The 16,510-nt window shown below is 60.3% G+C and carries 17 protein-coding genes and 2 tRNA genes; 5 read left to right on the forward strand and 14 right to left on the reverse strand.

The window, feature by feature from the left end:
* Positions 1-60: 60 nt before the first annotated feature.
* The 4 genes from DWX63_RS05260 to dnaB form a co-directional block, all read right to left on the reverse strand.
* Positions 61-756: an NUDIX domain-containing protein gene (locus DWX63_RS05260; protein WP_171021464.1), complete on the reverse strand. Its 696-nt coding sequence runs from the start codon at positions 754-756 to the stop codon at positions 61-63.
* 21 nt (positions 757-777) lie between these two features.
* Positions 778-2,082, reverse strand: coding sequence for a phosphoribosylamine--glycine ligase (gene purD, locus DWX63_RS05265; RefSeq protein ID WP_117843037.1), 1,305 nt, complete (start codon positions 2,080-2,082; stop codon positions 778-780).
* A 118-nt stretch (positions 2,083-2,200) separates the two neighbouring features.
* Complete coding sequence (locus DWX63_RS05270) at positions 2,201-3,487, reverse strand: adenylosuccinate synthase (protein WP_055251352.1); 1,287 nt, start codon at positions 3,485-3,487, stop codon at positions 2,201-2,203.
* Positions 3,488-3,580: 93 nt separating this feature from the next.
* Positions 3,581-4,978 (reverse strand): replicative DNA helicase, encoded by a 1,398-nt coding sequence (gene dnaB / locus DWX63_RS05275; RefSeq protein ID WP_006235827.1) that lies wholly within the window; start codon positions 4,976-4,978, stop codon positions 3,581-3,583.
* Between the two features lie 205 nt (positions 4,979-5,183).
* On the opposite strand from dnaB, the gene DWX63_RS05280 reads away from it, so the two are divergent.
* The gene (locus DWX63_RS05280) at positions 5,184-6,260 is read left to right on the forward strand and encodes an IS1595 family transposase (RefSeq protein ID WP_158559619.1); all 1,077 of its coding nucleotides are present in this window, start codon (positions 5,184-5,186) and stop codon (positions 6,258-6,260) included.
* Positions 6,261-6,331: 71 nt separating this feature from the next.
* Here the strand turns inward: DWX63_RS05280 and DWX63_RS05285 are convergent, their stop codons facing one another.
* The 5 genes from DWX63_RS05285 to rpsF form a co-directional block, all read right to left on the reverse strand.
* A complete protein-coding gene (locus DWX63_RS05285; RefSeq protein WP_117843039.1) occupies positions 6,332-6,826 on the reverse strand; it encodes a nucleotidyltransferase domain-containing protein in 495 nt (164 codons plus the stop codon).
* 202 nt (positions 6,827-7,028) lie between these two features.
* Positions 7,029-7,568 (reverse strand): 50S ribosomal protein L9, encoded by a 540-nt coding sequence (rplI, locus tag DWX63_RS05290; protein WP_117843040.1) that lies wholly within the window; start codon positions 7,566-7,568, stop codon positions 7,029-7,031.
* A 15-nt stretch (positions 7,569-7,583) separates the two neighbouring features.
* On the reverse strand, positions 7,584-7,850 hold the full coding sequence (gene rpsR, locus DWX63_RS05295) for a 30S ribosomal protein S18 (RefSeq protein WP_006235829.1): 267 nt from the start codon (positions 7,848-7,850) through the stop codon (positions 7,584-7,586).
* A 72-nt stretch (positions 7,851-7,922) separates the two neighbouring features.
* Positions 7,923-8,378 (reverse strand): single-stranded DNA-binding protein, encoded by a 456-nt coding sequence (locus DWX63_RS05300; RefSeq protein ID WP_117773648.1) that lies wholly within the window; start codon positions 8,376-8,378, stop codon positions 7,923-7,925.
* Between the two features lie 48 nt (positions 8,379-8,426).
* The gene (gene rpsF, locus DWX63_RS05305; RefSeq protein WP_006235831.1) at positions 8,427-8,720 is read right to left on the reverse strand and encodes a 30S ribosomal protein S6; all 294 of its coding nucleotides are present in this window, start codon (positions 8,718-8,720) and stop codon (positions 8,427-8,429) included.
* A 494-nt stretch (positions 8,721-9,214) separates the two neighbouring features.
* Here rpsF and DWX63_RS05310 point away from each other — a divergent pair.
* Both DWX63_RS05310 and DWX63_RS05315 read left to right on the forward strand, forming a co-directional pair.
* A tRNA-Ser gene (locus DWX63_RS05310) sits at positions 9,215-9,305 on the forward strand.
* A 48-nt stretch (positions 9,306-9,353) separates the two neighbouring features.
* Positions 9,354-9,444 (forward strand) — tRNA-Ser (locus tag DWX63_RS05315).
* Between the two features lie 190 nt (positions 9,445-9,634).
* Here the strand turns inward: DWX63_RS05315 and DWX63_RS05320 are convergent.
* Positions 9,635-10,642 carry a hypothetical protein gene (locus DWX63_RS05320; RefSeq protein WP_117843041.1) on the reverse strand — a complete coding sequence of 336 codons (1,008 nt, stop codon included), beginning with the start codon at positions 10,640-10,642 and terminating at the stop codon, positions 9,635-9,637.
* A 322-nt stretch (positions 10,643-10,964) separates the two neighbouring features.
* Here DWX63_RS05320 and DWX63_RS05325 point away from each other — a divergent pair, with 322 nt between their 5' ends.
* On the forward strand, positions 10,965-11,636 hold the full coding sequence (locus tag DWX63_RS05325) for a trimeric intracellular cation channel family protein (RefSeq protein ID WP_233506731.1): 672 nt from the start codon (positions 10,965-10,967) through the stop codon (positions 11,634-11,636).
* A 106-nt stretch (positions 11,637-11,742) separates the two neighbouring features.
* Positions 11,743-12,888, forward strand: coding sequence for a polymer-forming cytoskeletal protein (locus DWX63_RS05330; protein ID WP_117843043.1), 1,146 nt, complete (start codon positions 11,743-11,745; stop codon positions 12,886-12,888).
* 128 nt (positions 12,889-13,016) lie between these two features.
* On the opposite strand, the gene typA is transcribed toward DWX63_RS05330, so the two are convergent.
* The 4 genes from typA to DWX63_RS05350 form a co-directional block, all read right to left on the reverse strand.
* The gene (typA, locus tag DWX63_RS05335) at positions 13,017-14,855 is read right to left on the reverse strand and encodes a translational GTPase TypA (protein WP_006235837.1); all 1,839 of its coding nucleotides are present in this window, start codon (positions 14,853-14,855) and stop codon (positions 13,017-13,019) included.
* A 117-nt stretch (positions 14,856-14,972) separates the two neighbouring features.
* Positions 14,973-15,422 (reverse strand): hypothetical protein, encoded by a 450-nt coding sequence (locus tag DWX63_RS05340; protein ID WP_089572580.1) that lies wholly within the window; start codon positions 15,420-15,422, stop codon positions 14,973-14,975.
* A 30-nt stretch (positions 15,423-15,452) separates the two neighbouring features.
* On the reverse strand, positions 15,453-15,809 hold the full coding sequence (locus DWX63_RS05345; protein ID WP_117756927.1) for a hypothetical protein: 357 nt from the start codon (positions 15,807-15,809) through the stop codon (positions 15,453-15,455).
* A 33-nt stretch (positions 15,810-15,842) separates the two neighbouring features.
* On the reverse strand, positions 15,843-16,343 hold the full coding sequence (locus tag DWX63_RS05350) for a bifunctional nuclease family protein (RefSeq protein WP_117756926.1): 501 nt from the start codon (positions 16,341-16,343) through the stop codon (positions 15,843-15,845).
* Between the last annotated feature and the right edge of the window lie 167 nt (positions 16,344-16,510).

Here is a 16,510-nt window from a genome sequence, read left to right on the forward strand (position 1 = left end):
TTGCCGCTTAGGGGCGTTTGCAGCGTCGACTCGTTACGCGGTTTGGTAAAACCGCGTAACCTAGAGCTCGGCCCCGCCCAAGCGGTGCGCGATGCTATCGCAGGCCAAGGCGCCCACGACGGTCTTAGCGTCTTCGATCTTGCCGTCGAGCACGGCGTCGATCAGCTCGTGCAGCGGCACCAGGTCCACGTTGACAAACTCGTCATCGTCGGGGTTGGGCGCATCAAACTCGAGCTTGGTAGCCAAGTAGATGTGGATGATCTCATCGCAAAAACCGCATGACGTGACAATCGACGTCAAAAAGCGAATACGACCAGCCCTAAAGCCCGTCTCCTCATGCAGTTCGCGCTTGGCGCAATCGAGCGGGTCCTCACCTGGATCGAGCTTGCCGGCGGGAATCTCGACCGTCACGCGGTCGATGGCGGTGCGGTACTGACGCACCAGTACGATCTTGCCGCTCTCGGTCAGCGCCACAACGGCCGCCGCACCCGGATGGCGAACGATATCGCGGGCGCTGCGGCGACCGTTGGGCAGCTCAACCTCAAGACGGTGGACGTCGAGGATCTTGCCCTTCCAGGCGCACTCCTCCGAAAGAATCTTCTCGTGCAGCTCGGCATCGTGCGGGTCATCGTCGCCCAGCACCAGCGCCGGCTCGTCAGCGACCTCGCCACCAGGTTCGCCCTCGGCGTGCCCATACACGCGGCTGTCCTCCTCGACGATCTGCGCATCCACGAGCTCTTCGTTCTTTTCGTCCATCCGTCTCATTCCTCTCGGACTTTAGGCATCCCAGGCGTCGCGGCCGCGCAGCGCGCGCAGGCCGATGTCGTGACGCAGGGTCTTACCCTCAAAATCAATCTTCTCGCAGGCCTCGTAGGCAAGGTTGCGAGCGTTCTCGAACGTGTCGCCCAGAGCGGTCACGGCAAGCACGCGACCACCATTGGTCAAGAGCTGGCCGTTCACCACAGCAGTGCCCGCGTGGTACACGGTCACGTTCTCCATGGCCTCGGCTTCGGTGATACCGGTGATGACCTTGCCCTTCTCGTAGCTGCCGGGATAGCCCGCACTCGTCAGGACAACGGCCACGGCCCACTCGTCGCGCCAGTCGAGCTCAATCTGATCGAGCTCACAGTTGGCGCAGGCCAGCATGACCTCAACCAGGTCGTTCTTAAGGCGTGGCAGCACGACCTGCGTCTCGGGGTCGCCAAAGCGGGCATTGAACTCCAGCACCTTGGGGCCGGCGGGCGTGAGCATAAAGCCGCCGTACAGGCAGCCGCGGTAGTCGATGCCCTCGGCAGCAAGCTCGGCAACGGTCTGCTCCATGACCGCCACCATGGTGGCGTGCTCCTCGTCGGTCACGATGGGCACCGGGCTGTAGACACCCATGCCGCCGGTGTTGGGGCCCTTGTCGCCCTCGAGCGCGCGCTTGTGGTCCTGCGAGGTGGCCATGGGGCGCACGGTCTTGCCGTCGGTAAAGGCCAAAAGCGAGCACTCGGGGCCGGTCAGCATCTCCTCGATAACCACGGTGTTGCCGGCATCGCCAAAGGTGCCGCCAAAGCACTCGCGCACGGCCTCCTCGGCCTGCTCAAGTTCGGTCGCCACGATAACGCCCTTGCCCGCGGCAAGGCCGTCGGCCTTGACGACCAGCGGAGCGCCCTGCTCACGCACATAAGCAAGAGCCGAAGCCTCGTCGGTAAACGAGCCGTAGGCTGCCGTCGGAATGCCCGCGCGCTCCATGAGCTGCTTGGAGAACAGCTTAGAGCCCTCCATCTGGGCGCCCTCGGCACCCGGGCCAAAGCAGGGAATACCCACCGCGCGCACGGCGTCGGCCACGCCCGCCACGAGCGGAGCCTCGGGGCCAATTACCACGAGTCCGCATCCGTGGCTCTGCGCAAACGCCGCCACGGCCGCAGGATCGCAGTCGTCGAGAACAACGTTCTCGCCGCAGCTCGCGGTGCCGCCGTTGCCCGGCGCGATGTAGAGCTTGCCGGCGCGCGGTGATGCTGCGAGCTTAGCTGCCAAAGCATGCTCACGGCCGCCGCTGCCCAACAACAGGATGTCGATGGTTTGAGTGTCCGCCTTCAAGGGTGCCTCCTCTATGGATGAATGGCCCGCTCCGCGCGAGCCCTTTGCAAGCAAATATACCCCTCGGCCGCCCGCTTGGGCTGCAAAGGGGTATATCGCAATAACCAAATAGTCCCGATTACTTCCAGAATCGGTTGATGATCTGCTCGCGACCGGCGCCGACGCCAATGAACGTCACGCGGGTGTGTGCCAGATCCTCGATAAACGCCACGTAGTCCTGAGCCTCCTGCGGCAGCTCATCAAAGCTGCGGCAACCGGTGATGTCGCACTTCCAGCCGGGGAGCTCCTCGTAGATGGGCTTGGCATGCTCAAAGCGCACCTGATGCTCGGGCACGCTGGTGTAGCGCTCGCCATCGACGTCGTAGGCCACGCACACCTTGATGGTGTCGAAGGCCGAAAGCACGTCGAGCTTAGTCAGGGCGATATCGGTGAGGCCGTTGACGCGTGAGGCGTAGTTGGCGATGGGGCCGTCGAACCAGCCGCAGCGACGACGGCGACCGGTGGTCACACCGTACTCATAGCCCTCCTCGGTCAGCGTGTGACCGGCCTCGGACTCATAGGAAAGCTCGGTGGGCATGGGGCCCGAACCGACGCGGGTGATATAGGCCTTCATGACGCCCAGCACGCGGTCGACGTTCTTCATGCCCACGCCGGAGCCGGTGATGGCGCCGCCGGCGGTGCAGTTGGAAGACGTCACGTACGGATAGGTGCCGTGGTCGATGTCGAGCAACGTCGCCTGGGCGCCCTCGAACAGCAGGTCCTTGCCCTCATCGATCATGTTGTTGAGCAGCAGGCTCGTCTCGGTGATGTAGGGACGCAGGCGCTCGGCCATGGGCAGGTACTCGTCGCAAATCTGGTCCACGGTGTAGGTGGGCAGGTTGTAGATGAGCTCAAGCTCGGGGTTCACGCGGGCGAGAGCGGTCTCCAGCTTGTCGCGGAACAGCGCCTCGTCCAGCATATCCTGCATGCGCAGGCCGATGCGGGCCATCTTGTCCTGATAGCACGGACCGATACCGCGCTTGGTGGTACCGATGTTCTTCTTGCCGAGCTTCTGCTCAAAGGCGCCATCCAGGTCGATGTGGTACGGCATGATGACATGCGCGTTGCCGCTAATCTTGAGGTTCTTGGTGGTGATGCCGTCGGCCTCGAACATGTCGATCTCCTCAAGGACAACCTTGGGGTTGACGACGCAGCCGTTACCGATCACCGACACATGGTCGGAATACATGATGCCGGAGGGCACCTGGTGCAGGCCGTACTTCTTGCCGTTGACGACGATGGTGTGGCCGGCGTTGTTGCCGCCCGAGTAGCGCACGACGGCATCGAAGTCGCCGGCGACCAGGTCGCAGATCTTACCCTTGCCCTCATCGCCCCACTGGGCACCGACCAAAACGGTTGACGGCATGTTTACTCCTTACATTCATGGACTGTCTACGCGCCACGCCGGCACGCAGAAGCACAAAACATTCCCAGTATACCCGTGCAACGGGCGCCTGTCCTACTCCTCGGCATGTGCCCCATCAAGCTCATAGAACTTGGTGGATGCCGGCAGGAACATCAGGTCGACGTCGCCGATCGGGCCCGAACGGTTCTTGGCCACGACGATACGCGTAACGCCCTCGTCTGGTCGATCGTCGCGCGAGGCTTCGGCCTCGTCGGCGGAGCGGTCCAAGAACATAACGATATCGGCGTCCTGCTCGATGGAGCCCGATTCACGAAGGTCGGAAAGCTGCGGGCGCTTGCCGGTACGGGATTCGACCTGACGCGAGAGCTGCGACAGCGCGATGAGCGGGATCTTGAGTTCCTTGGCCATGATCTTCAGACCACGCGACATCTCGGAGACCTCGACGGTACGGCTCTCGGAGCGGCGTCCCGGCGGAGGACTCACCAGCTGCAGGTAATCCAGGATGATGATGGCCTTCTCCTTGTTGTGGAGCATGCGGCGGCTCTTGGCGCGAATCTCGGTCACTGTGGTGCCGGGCGTATCGTCAATCAGAATATCGAGCTTGGACAAGGTCTGCGTGGCCTCGTTGATATTGGCCCACTGCTCGGGGCTAATGCGGCCCATGCGGAAGTCACTGATCGAAATCATGGCGTAGGCGCAAATCAGACGCTGGGCAATTTCCTTGCCCGACATCTCCAGCGAGAAGAAGCCGACGGTATAACCGGCCGCGGCAGCGTTGAGCGCCAGATTCAGGGCGAACGACGTCTTACCCACAGCAGGGCGGGCGCCGATGATGATGAGCTGGCCCTCGCGAAAACCCATGAGCATGCGGTCGAGCGACGGGAAGCCCGTGGGCACGCCCGCAGCCTGGCCGCCTGCCTGGCACACTTCCTCGGCCTCGTTATAGGCCTCGACCATAAACTCGGTCAGCGTCTTGTAGCTCGACTTGACCTCGCGCGCCGTGACCTTGAGCAGCTTGCTCTCGGCCAGCTCCACGACCTCTTTGGTATCGGTGGGAGCGTTATAGGCCAGCGCGTTGATCTCGTTGGTGGCGCCGATCAGCTCACGCAGCATCGAATCGCGGCGAACGATAGCGGCATGGTGCTGCCAGTTGACGAGCGACAGGGTCTGACCCATCAGCTCCAAAATGTAGGCCTCGCCGCCCACGGCATCAAGCTTGTTGATGCTTCGCAGGTAATCGATCAGCGAGATGGAGTCGATGGGAATGCGGCTGTTGTACATATCGACCATCGCGGTATAGATGGTCTTATGAATGGGCCGGTAGAAGTCATCGGGCTGCAGCTCGACCTGGGCCTCTTCGACCACCTCGGGCGATAGCAGCATAGCGGCCAGTACATTGGCCTCTGCATCTTGGTTTTGGGGAAGACCCAACTTGGAGCCGCGGTCCTCAACCGTCAGCCCGGTCTCCCTATCGTCATATGCCATGAGCATCCTCATTCATATCGCTTGCGAGCATCCATAGTATCAGCCACAGCTTTAAATCGAGGCGCGCCTTAACAATCATCACCGAACCAAACGGGCGAACGGTCCCATACACGCGTTGTGTTAGACCACTTTGGATAAGTGTCCTGCACGCAGTACACGCGACGGGGCCCCGGTTGCGACAATTCCATCATCAGGAGAGATGGAGGTTGCAATGGAAGACGTGCTCACCCAGCTGACGAGGCAGCTCCTCCCGCAGATGACGGCTGCCGAGAAGAGCAGGGCCCTGAGATCGCTCAAGGCGCTGATAGACGCGGAGCTTTTCGACCTCGCGGCAAGCGAGGGGGCGGAAGACGATCCCGACAGAGCCTGCCCCTGGTGCGGCTCCCCGCATTACGTGAAGAGGGGGCGAGACGGGCGCGGCCGTCAGCGGTTCCTCTGCCGAGGGTGCGCCAGGACCTTCACCGACGCCACCATGCGCATCTTCTCCACCACCAAGCTCGACAGGTCGGCCTGGATGAGGTTCGCGGAGTGCCACGTGGACATGCTCCCGCTGCGCGAGTCGGCGGAAAAGTGCGGCGTGTGCCTCAAGACGGCGTTCTTCATGCGCCACAGGCTGCTCGAGGCCATGGCCAAGCGCATGCCCGCCTTCCGCGTGGAGGCCGGCGGCGGGGCCGAGCTCGACGAGCGCTTCTTCAGGGAGAGCTTTAAGGGAAACCGCTCCAGGTCGGAGTCCGGCGTGCCCAGGAAGCCCCGCACAAGGTCGCAGGGAACCGACGGGCACGAGAAGATATGCGTGCTCATCAACGACGCCGGCGACATCTTCTACGAGATCGCGGGGAGGGGCGGCCTCGACGAGGCGGCGGCCAGGGAGCTGCTCGCCGACAAGCTCGCGGTCGGCGCGATAATCTCGACGGACCGGGCTCACGTGTACCGCCGCGTCCTGCCCGCCCTCGGCGTCGGCGCGCACATCGCCAGCAAGAGGGAGGAGCACGCCATCAACAGGGTGAACAGCCTCCACTCCCAGATGAGGCACTTCATCGGCAGGTTCCGGGGCGTCTCCACGAGACGCCTCGAGAACTACCTCGCCTGGTTCAAGTGGACATGGTGCTTCAAGGTCCGCAGGAGCGCGGACGAGCTCACCGAGCTCATAGTGAGGCAGGCGGCCCGCGGCACGTACGAGAAGACCTGGCGCCAGTACAAGGCGACCCCCTATCCGTTCTACGAGTACTGGATCAAGCAGGCGAAATGGGACTCGCGTGCGCGGAGGGCCATATACGGCGTGGCGTGATGTCCAGGGCGGTCTGGCGCAGCGCATCTGCGGCAAGCGCTGAAGTCGTGCCCCGATGCAAATAGCAACAGCTAGCGATATTCTTCGGGAACGTCGAAACCGTACTCACGGCATAGGAGCATGACATCGTGGACGTCGTGCTCGTCATGCTGATAGCCCAAGTGAAACAACAGCTGGCTTTCGGGGTCGATGCACGACACCTCCACCTCGCCGATGCGCCCCCTCCCCGAAAAGACCTCCCCGGGAAAACGATCTCCCTGATACAGAATATCGCCATTCTCGGCGAAATCGAAGCAATGCAGGTCGACGATGCGCCCCGCCTCGTCTTGCCACACCGTGTGATCTTCGGTGGTGAAAGATGCAGCCACCTCGGAAAACCCCTCATCAGCAATTAGATCCACGAACCTTTGGTAATCCCCGCGCTGAACGAACAGGTCGATGTCGTTATGGGCCCTGGTCTCACGCCCGACAAGCGCATCGACGCCCCAGCCGCCATCAAGATATACGTCGATGCCCGCACCTGCGGAAAGGCCGATTATCCAACACGCATCATCCTTGGTGACCATAGGAGCTCCTTCGCTTTCGCCTGCTATCTAAGCAAGAAAGATTATAGGAAAAGTCCCTGTATCCAAAGCGGTCTAACACAACGCATACACGGGACCGCATCTCAATGGCTGCCACGACACTCCCCCAGCGCAAAAAATAAAAGGGCGCCCTGGTCTCCCAGAGCGCCCTTCTTAGAACAAGATTGTTGCGTTGCAGCAAATGCTACTCGGCAGCAGCCTCGGTCTCGACCTCGGCGGTCTCGGCCTCGGTGACCTCAGCGGCCTCCTCGACCTCAGCCTCGGCAGCGAGCTCCTCGGCGGTAACGCCGACGAGAACGACAACCTCGGCCTTGATCTCGCGGTACAGCGAGATGGCAACGGTGTGGGCACCGGCAACCTTGATGGGCTTACCGAGCTCGACGCGCTTGCGGTCGATGTCCATACCGAGCTGATCCTTGATGGCGTCAGCGATCATAGCGGCGGTGACGGAGCCAAAGAGGATGCCCTCGTCGCCGACCTTGACGTCGACGGTGACCTGCTTGCCCTCGAGGGCAGCCTTGGTCTCGTTGGCGGTAGCCAGACGGACGGCCTCGCGCTTGGCGATGTTGTTGCGACGCTCGTCAAGCTGCTTGAGGTTGCCCTTGGTGGCGGCAACAGCGAGCTTCTTGGGGAACAGGAAGTTCTCAGCGTAACCCTGAGCGACCTCTACGACGTCACCCTCGCCGCCCTTGCCCTTGATCTCATCGAGAAGAATAACCTTCATGATGCGTCTCCCTTCTTAGCCGCGGTCGCGGTTGCCACGAGAGGAAACCACGGGGACGGTGTACGGCAGGAGAGCCATCTCGCGGGCGCGCTTGATGGCGTTGGCGATGTCATGCTGATGCTGCGTGCAAGCGCCAGTGACGCGACGGGGCTTGATCTTGCCACGGTCGGTCATGTACTTACGGAGAAGCTGAGTGTCCTTATAGTCGATGAACTCAGTGTTCTCCTTGCAGAACTGGCAGTACTTACGACGCGGCTGACGTGCAGAAAAATCATTAGCCATGTCAAAATACCTTTCGTTTGGCAACTTCGGAGAACCGAAGCCGCCTCTCACTCAAAAATAGGTGAACAGCCCTTAAAACGGGATGTCCTCATCGTAGACGTCGACCGCGGGCGGCGTAGCCACCGGTGCGGCAGGACGAGGTGCGGGCGCTGCAGGGGCTGCGGGGGCGTAGCCGCCCTGATCGTAGCCACCCTGGCCACCACGGGAGCTCATAAACTCGATCTCATCGACGATGACCTCAAGCTTGCTCCGGCGCTGGCCGTCGCGCTCCCAAGAGCTGTAGCGCAGCTTGCCCTCGATCGCGACCTTGTTTCCCTTTGCCAGGAAACGGCTCACGGCCTCGGCGCGCGTACCGAACATAGTGCAGTCGACAAAGTTGGGATAGTCCTCCCACTCGCCAGTCTGCGGGTTGCGGCGACGATCGTTCACGGCGACGCCAAAGGACAGAACCTGGGTTCCGCCGGCGGTGGCGCGCAGCTCGGGATCACGCGTGAGGTTACCGGTGATGTTCACTCGATTGATGCTCATAACTCACTACTTCCTCTTGGGGCACAAGCCCAGTCCAAAACGACAGTCTTACTCCTGGTCGTCGCGACGGACGATCATGTGGCGGACCACAGCGTCGGTGATGCGCAGGACGCGATCAAGCTCGGCGATCTGGGTAGGATCTGCGTGGAAGTTGATGAGGGTGTAGTCACCATCGGTGAGGTCGTTGATCTCGTAGGCGAGCTTGCGCTTGCCCCACTCGTCAACGGAGTCGACCTTGCCAGCGCCCTCAGCGATCGTGGTATCGATACGCTTCATAACAGCGAGACGAGTCTCGGGGTCGAGCGACGGGTCAACAAAGAACAGCAGTTCATAAGCCTTCATATTGTCACCTCCTCTGGGCAAATGTGGCTTCAGGTCGTGAAGGTGCGCCTGAAGCAGGAAAAGACTTGGTAATAATATCTTTCAACCTCCCAGGCTGCAAGAATATGCAGCTACAACCTCATGACCTCCACATATGTCCATACTCACACGGCGCTTCATGCGTCTTCCAACCAAATGCCGACCAAATGCTTGACGGATCTGTGGACAAGATACGGCGCTGCGGGGACAAACCAAATCAAACCGCAGGTCAGCAATTGCAAAGCTGTGGTCGCGAAATGCATACCAGTGGTTCGCAACACCGTTCAAAGATTTTTAAAATTGCTGTCACCTCGTATATAAATACCCATTTTGAACAATTTGCCGTATGCAGCCATGCTGGTCAGAGCCCGTTTTTGGCCTCCTGGATCCCGTCACGAAGCCAAGCGTTTTAAAAAATGCCAACTTTTCTGTTTGCACTTTGCGGTTCCTCGTGTATACTGACTTTCGCATTTAACGGAGAGTTGTCCGAGTGGCCGAAGGAGCACGATTGGAAATCGTGTAGGCGTCAAAAGCGTCTCCAGGGTTCAAATCCCTGACTCTCCGCCAGTTAATTCCAAAGCAGGCCTTCGAGCCTGCTTTGTTTTTACCCCACGCGGAGGGGTGGCAGAGTGGTTGAATGCGGCGGTCTCGAAAACCGTTTGGCCTGTATAAGGTCACGAGGGTTCGAATCCCTCCTCCTCCGCCATTTTGGTTGAGAAAGCTCCCGAAAACGGGGGCTTTTTTGTTTAGAGTCCCTTACAAGCAAATACGGCGGAGGAGGAGGGATTCGAACCCGCCCTTCCCTCAAAAACATGTACGTCAGCCTCCAAAACCGACATTTTTCGACATCTTTGAAGGCTGACGTACACGTTTGGATTGAGCTCACGGGAGTGGCACTATTCGGAAGGCGCCTCTTCGTCTCGCATGCCTTTCCAGTTGCGGATTAGCGCCTTGCGTAGTTCGTTTTGCTCTCGCTGGTAACCGGTGTCGGTACAGCGAGGCATGCCGAGCGCTTCGCGAATGTTGTTCATGGCGCGGTGAAAGGCGAGCTGGCTGCCGAACTGAGCCGAAGTGAGCGTAACGATTCGATATCCCATTTGGGAGAGAACGGCCTCTCGCTCCGCATCTGCTCCCTTGCGCTCGAGCTCATCGTGAAAACCGCCCTTATATTCGATACCGAGCTCCCTGCGCTTGTAGGTCACGAGCGCATCGATTTTGAGTGTTCGAGCTTTGGCGCAATGCCAGAGACGTTGAGGGATCTCGAGCGGTTTGTTGAGTTCGATACCTCGGATGCCAACGCCGCCTTCGCTTGTTGGGAGCGAGAGGGCGATTGCCGAAGCGGTCTCCATAGGCGAGGCCGAGTGATCGTAGATGTGCCTGAGCGCGAGCCGTGCACGCGTGGCACCGGGTTTGCCGGGGTGCCGATCGAGCAGTTCGGTTATTTCATCCTTGGAGGAAGTGGCTGGTTGCTCGGCATAAGGGTCGGCGGGATTGAGCCTCATGCGATAATCGCCACAAACTTCATAGCCATATTCGAGATATTCGATCCTATCCATCCATTCGGCGGCGAGCACGAAGGTGAAGGCTTCGTCGGTGATAAAGATGCCGGGCGTCAACTCGTTAATATGCTCGTAGGGAAGATTTTGTCCAAGAATGTGGCAAACGACGCCTTTGGTACGAATTCGCTCAAATTCGAATACAACCGCGATATCGATAGTCTTAAGCATATCGGACGGAATGCCACAGTCGGTAAGGGCCTGTCGTATGCGCGCAACACGTTGCTGGGTGGAGATGCCTTGTGCGCCTATCTGGTAGTCGTGCCGCGCAAGAGACTGAACCAAATTCTGGGGTGCATGATGGACAAGCCATGCGGTTTTATGCGAAATGAGAACAGGGGTATCCATTGAGAGCCTCTCGCTCTGAGCCGGTATCCAACTCTTATGTCCGTTGAAGTGGGGAAATATACCGGATGTGAGTAAATCAACTCACTCATGCTGTGAGCTCAATCCAAACATGTACGTCAGCCTCCAAAGATGTCGGAAAATGTCGTTTTTGGAGGGTGACGTACATGTTTTGGACCCCTGGCATTCCAGTAACGCCACGCCCGCGCCCAGTCCCTACCGTTTGCCGAGCAATAGGGTCTCAATCGCCTCCAACCATGTACTATGTACGGGCATTGTTCAAACCCGAGAATCAAAGGACCTCATCTTGCCCGTCGTCGCCGCTATGACTGTTACTTCACACGCCTCGGATGCCATGGTCGCTATCCCATTTTGGCTCGAGATGTTCGCCGTTGTCGCGGCATCGATCTCGGGCGTGCTGGTCGCTCGCGAGCACAAGCTCGACCTGGTGGGCGCGGTCGCGCTCGCGGTGGTCTGCGGTCTGGGCGGCGGTCTTTTGCGCGATATGACGCTCCAGGTCGGCAACGTCTACATCCTCAACCAGCCCATGGCACTACCGCTCTCCATCGCCACAGCCGCCATCATCTATATCTTCCCGGCAATCGTCGATAAGCCCGAAAAACTCATTCCCCTGCTCGACATCATCTCGGTCGGCATCTATGCGGCCACCGGCGCGGACAAGGCGCTGGTCTACGGATTTGCACCCGCCGTGTGCATCATGATGGGCTTTTTCACCGCCGTGGGCGGCGGCATGCTGCGCGACGGCTTTATGGGCGTGGTCCCGGGCATTTTCCAACGCACCAACTTCTATGCCATCGCGGCCATCGCCGGATCGGCAAGCTATGTAGCCCTCGTCATGAGCGGCCTCATGAGCAATGTTGCCGCGCTGGTCGTATGCGTTGTGGTGACCATGGGGCTGCGCTGGCTATCACTGCGCTTTGACATCAAAAGCCCTACCGAGGAAGACATCGCGCGCTTTTTGCACCGTAAAAAGTAGGTAGCACAGCACAACCCCTCGAAATGCAACCGAGAGATTCTTTTAGAGCGCCCGCGCGTTGGGTACCCTGTTAGATACCTGTCGAGTATCTAACGAAGGATTCACTATGCCTTGCAACCAAGTACCGTCGATCCGGCGCCACAAAACGCAGGCCCGCATCACCATCCTATTCGCGCTGATTGCGCTCGCGCTCACCGCACTTCCTACGGTGTCGTTCGCCGGCACCGACACCGCGGGAAACGTGCTCGCAACCGAAGTTGACTCAACTCCGTCCGGTATCGAAGGCGACCTGTACTGGGCCGGCCAAAGTCTCAACCTAGACGACGCCTCCATCGGCCGCGATATTATCGCGGCGGGTGAGAGCCTGTCGATTCGCGATTGCACCGTAGGCGGCGCCGTTCGTCTGGCGGCACGCACCATCGATATCGCCAAAACCGCAATCGATGGCAGCGTCACGGTGGCCGGCCAGCACGTCGTGCTCAACACCGGCAGCACCGCTAACTGTTTTTACGCGGCGGGCGAAACGGTCGCCCTGCGCGGCTCCGCCAAATCGGCGGCGCTTGCCGGCGACACCGTTACCATCGACGGCACCGTCGATGGCAATGTTGAAGTCTGGGCCGACAAGCTCATCCTGGGTAAAAACGCCCGCATCACCGGCACGGTGAACGCCCACGTCTCACAGGACCCCGAGCGGGCCGAGGGCGCCCAGGTTGGAGCCCTCAAGATCGACCGGACCGAGAACGAGAACACCTCTACGGTCAACGACATGATCGGCGGCATCGTTGCCGCAGCGCTTTCCACCTGCTTTGTCGCTATCCTGCTTGAGCTTGTCTTTCCGCGCGCAACCGCCAGCGCCGCCGGCATGCTCCATCAGCATCCCATGCCACTGTGGGTAAGTGGCCTTCTGGGCACGGTCGCCATCGCTCCCGCCGTCCTGCTGCTTATCATCTCGATTGCAGGCCTGTCGCTCGCCGGAGCCCTCATGTGCAGCATCATCGGCATCGCTTTGGTCTCGGCGGCATTTACGGGTACCGCGATCGCACGCATGGTCGGACACAACCAAAACCGCTTCGCCATGGCCGCCGCGGGCGGTATCGTCGCGGGCGCACTCACGACACTTCCTCTTATGGGCAACTTTGTCAGCGGCGTAGCCTTCGTCTTCACGCTCGGCTACGTCATCCAAATCATTTGGCACAACGCCCACCTCAAGCCGCAGCAGCCGGCTAACACGCCAGGCCTTCCCACCGCCTAACCACCAACCACCACAAAGGGGACAGGCACCTTTGTGGTGGCGTAGGCCGCCTCAATCCCCATGCACCAAAAAGGGCGCCGACCATTGCGGTCGACGCCCTTTCTCATTAAAGCTATAAAGCCCGGCGCTTATTTGTTGACCTGGCCGGCGCGGACGGCAGCCTTCTTGCGGTCGGTGGCATTGAGCAGACGCTTGCGCAGGCGGATGTTCTTGGGAGTAATCTCGACCAGCTCGTCGTCGGCGATGTACTCCAGCGCCTCCTCCAGCGAGAAGGTGCGAGGCGGCACCAGCTGGACGGAGATATCGGAGGTCGAGGAACGCTGGTTGCCCAGGTTCTTGGTACGGGCGATGTTGACGACCATGTCGCCGGCCTTGCTGCGCTCGCCCACGATCATGCCCTCGTAGCACTCGGTGCCCGGCTCAACAAACAGCTGGCCGCGCTCCTGCAGCGTACCCAGAGCGTAGGCGACGGCCTTCTCGGTGGTCATGGAGATCATGGCGCCGTTCTGACGGTTGCCGATCTCGCCGGCGTAGGGGCCATACTCCAAGAAGGTGTGGTAGAACACGCCCTCGCCGTGGGTGACGTTCATGATGCGGTTCTTAAGGCCCATGATGCCGCGGGTCGGGATCTTAAACTCGAGGTGCGTCACGATGCCCGAGGTATCCATGCTCGTCATGATGCCGCCGGAGGTACCGAAGACCTCAACGACCTTGCCCGAGTACTCGTCCGGGCACTCGACGACGGCCTGCTCGACGGGCTCCATCTTGTTGCCGTTCTCGTCCTTCTTAAACAGAACGCGAGGACGGCCAACCTGGAACTCAAAGCCCTCGCGACGCATGGACTCCATCAGAACGGACAGGTGCAGGATGCCGCGACCCGAGACCTCGACGCCGCTCTTGTCCTCGAGCTCCTCGATCTTCATGGTTACGTTGTTCTCGGCCTCGTTGAACAGGCGCTCCTTGAGCTGACGGGCGCCCACGATGTCGCCGTCGCGACCGACGAGCGGGGAGGTCGAAGCCTCAAAGACGATGGACAGGGTCGGCGGGTCGATCTCGATGGGCTCGAGCTCGACGGGGTTCTCGGGATCGGTGTAGACATCGCCGATATCGGTGCGGTCGATGCCCACGACGGCGGCGATGTCACCGGCGCCGACTTCCTGGCACTCGGTGCGGCCCAGGTAGTCGAAGGTAAAGAGCTGCTTGACGGTAGCGGTAGCGCTGGAGCCGTCGTTCTTGACGACCAGGATCTGATCGCCCTGATGGATGGTGCCGGAGTACACGCGACCGATGCCGATGCGGCCAACGAAGTTGGAGTGGTCAATGGTCACGCACTGCATGGCCAGCGGGGCATTCTCGTCAACCTCGGGAGCGGGCATGTCGTCGATGATCATATCGAGCAGCGGATACATGTCCATGTTGCCGTCGTTGGGGTCAAGACGGGCAAAGCCATTCATGGCGCTGGCGTAGACCACGTGCTCCATGGCGAACTCGAGCTGGTCGTCGGTGGCACCCAGGTCGGCCATAAGGTCCAGGCAGTCGTTGTAGGCCTTCTCGGGGTTGGCACCCGGACGATCGATCTTGTTGATAACGATCATGATCTTGAGGCCGGTGTCGATAGCGTGACGCAGCACGAAGCGGGTCTGGGGCATGGGGCCCTCAAAAGCGTCGACCAGCAGCAGGGCGCCGTCGGCCATACGCAGCACGCGCTCGACCTCACCGCCAAAGTCGGCGTGGCCCGGGGTGTCGATGACGTTGATCTTGACGTCCTTGTACTCGATAGAGATGTTCTTGGCGAGAATCGTAATGCCGCGCTCGCGCTCCTGGTCGTTAGAGTCCAGGACGCGGTCCTCGACCTGCTGGTTGGCACGGAAGGCGTCCGTGGCACGCAGGAGCTTGTCGACCATCGTCGTCTTGCCGTGGTCGACGTGGGCGATGATGGCGATGTTCCTCAGATTGTCTACGCGCATGTAGTTCCCCTATCTTCTATCCATATACAAACGGCACGCGTATGCGGCCCGCCCAGCGATACAACGCTCAGCGGGAATATTGAGCCTTTTACCGAAAACTCGTTTATTTTAGCGATTTTAGATAAGAGGGGTTTCCTCACCTGCAGGTTCAGGGTCGCTCCACATAAAACCATCGCCGGCACCCATGCCCTCATACAGCACGTATGCCGAAAAACCGCTCTCGAGCGTGGTTTCGAAGAAGCTCACGAGCAGGGCGTCGTGATAGCCGCCGTCAATTTCGACACAACCGGTGTAGCCGATGGCATAGCGGGCGATGCGGCCCAGGCCCTCGTCCTTAAGACCCATCTTGTGCTCGGAGATAAAGTTGGTGGCCGCCTCGAGGCATGCCTCTTCGCCGTCCTCGTCGAGCGCCGCCAGATATCGGTTGGAAGCAGCGTCCTCGATCGCCACAACTACGCCCGGGTTCTCGCCGGCGGCAAGGTCGTCCAAGAACGCACCAATCAGGTCACACACCATGGCGTCGAGCTCGGCGGAGACGTTACCGGCGTCCTGCATATCCTGTGCCATCTTTAGACCTTCCCATCGAGTCTGGCGTCGTTACAGTTCTTGTGCCTCGGCAGCGATCTTGGCGGCAGCGTCGCGGGCGCGCATCATATCCATCGCGCGCTTGTCGAGTACCTTGATCTGGTTGGTCAGCATTACTGCATCGACCACACCCCAGATTACCAAGCCTGTTGAAATCGAAAACCCAAGCGCACCAACTGTACCACGAAGGCGCGAGCAGATTGCCGCGACAAGGGCGGAGACGACAACCATCTTGATAAACGAGCCGCGGCGCTCGCGAAGCGTGCGGGCCTGCGTCACATAGGCAATGCGTGCCGCCTCGGATGCCTCCGAGCGCATCTGGGCCTCGCGCGCAATGGCCGCCGCCTCAGCCGACATACCGCTGGCCATCAGCGAACACTCCGCAACCCTGCCGCCCCGCATTTAGAAGTCATCGGGGGAGAGCGTATGGACGAACTCGTCGAACTTCTCGAACTCCTGCTCGTCGTCGACATCCTCGGCGTGGGTGGAAACAGTGCCCAGGCGATTCATGATGTCGTCCTCCACAAACATGGGAGCATTGCTGCGCACGGCAAGGGCAATGGCATCACTGGGACGAGCGTCGATCTTGCGCTCTTCGCCATCGGCCAGTACGACGATCGTCGCGTAGAACACCGGCGGCTCGGCGCGAACGATCTCGATGCGCTCGAGCTTGGCGCCCAGGGCGTCAACGGTATCGAGCAACAGGTCATGGGTGATCGGGCGCTCGGCGCGGCCGCTATCGATGCCGCGGCTGATGGCAGCAGCTTCAAACGAACCAGTCTGAATGGAAAGGGAACGCAGCGGCGCGGGCGAGTCCGATTTGCTGCTGCGCTCACGAAGCACGATAAGCGATGGCACGGGACCGGCGGCCATGACGATGGTCTCTATGTCGACACGAACCATGGAACACCTCCGGTACGTAGCGGTTAACACGCGGCAGCCCGCCGCATTGAATAGCTATACTACCCAATCTTTCGCACAGCACACAAAATCAAAGTAGTTAATTTGGGACGGGGCTTTTTTGAGGCTTATAGGACAAAATGTGTGTCCCGATAGAACATCCGTTTCCA

The organism is Collinsella sp. AF20-14LB, from assembly GCF_003459505.1.
Lineage (GTDB): Bacteria > Actinomycetota > Coriobacteriia > Coriobacteriales > Coriobacteriaceae > Collinsella.

Coding starts and splice junctions, on each gene's coding strand:
- dnaB (WP_006235827.1), bottom strand. CDS start 4,978: ATGCTCATGGCATATGACGATAGGGAGACCGGGCTGACGGTTGAGGAC.
- typA (WP_006235837.1), bottom strand. CDS start 14,855: ATGCGCGTAGACAATCTGAGGAACATCGCCATCATCGCCCACGTCGAC.
- DWX63_RS05340 (WP_089572580.1), bottom strand. CDS start 15,422: ATGGCACAGGATATGCAGGACGCCGGTAACGTCTCCGCCGAGCTCGAC.
- DWX63_RS05285 (WP_117843039.1), bottom strand. CDS start 6,826: ATGGTCACCAAGGATGATGCGTGTTGGATAATCGGCCTTTCCGCAGGT.
- DWX63_RS05280 (WP_158559619.1), top strand. CDS start 5,184: ATGGAAGACGTGCTCACCCAGCTGACGAGGCAGCTCCTCCCGCAGATG.
- DWX63_RS05345 (WP_117756927.1), bottom strand. CDS start 15,809: ATGGCCAGCGGTATGTCGGCTGAGGCGGCGGCCATTGCGCGCGAGGCC.
- DWX63_RS05350 (WP_117756926.1), bottom strand. CDS start 16,343: ATGGTTCGTGTCGACATAGAGACCATCGTCATGGCCGCCGGTCCCGTG.
- DWX63_RS05320 (WP_117843041.1), bottom strand. CDS start 10,642: ATGGATACCCCTGTTCTCATTTCGCATAAAACCGCATGGCTTGTCCAT.
- DWX63_RS05300 (WP_117773648.1), bottom strand. CDS start 8,378: ATGAGCATCAATCGAGTGAACATCACCGGTAACCTCACGCGTGATCCC.
- DWX63_RS05270 (WP_055251352.1), bottom strand. CDS start 3,487: ATGCCGTCAACCGTTTTGGTCGGTGCCCAGTGGGGCGATGAGGGCAAG.
- rpsF (WP_006235831.1), bottom strand. CDS start 8,720: ATGAAGGCTTATGAACTGCTGTTCTTTGTTGACCCGTCGCTCGACCCC.
- rplI (WP_117843040.1), bottom strand. CDS start 7,568: ATGAAGGTTATTCTTCTCGATGAGATCAAGGGCAAGGGCGGCGAGGGT.
- rpsR (WP_006235829.1), bottom strand. CDS start 7,850: ATGGCTAATGATTTTTCTGCACGTCAGCCGCGTCGTAAGTACTGCCAG.
- DWX63_RS05325 (WP_233506731.1), top strand. CDS start 10,965: ATGACTGTTACTTCACACGCCTCGGATGCCATGGTCGCTATCCCATTT.
- DWX63_RS05260 (WP_171021464.1), bottom strand. CDS start 756: ATGGACGAAAAGAACGAAGAGCTCGTGGATGCGCAGATCGTCGAGGAG.
- DWX63_RS05330 (WP_117843043.1), top strand. CDS start 11,743: ATGCCTTGCAACCAAGTACCGTCGATCCGGCGCCACAAAACGCAGGCC.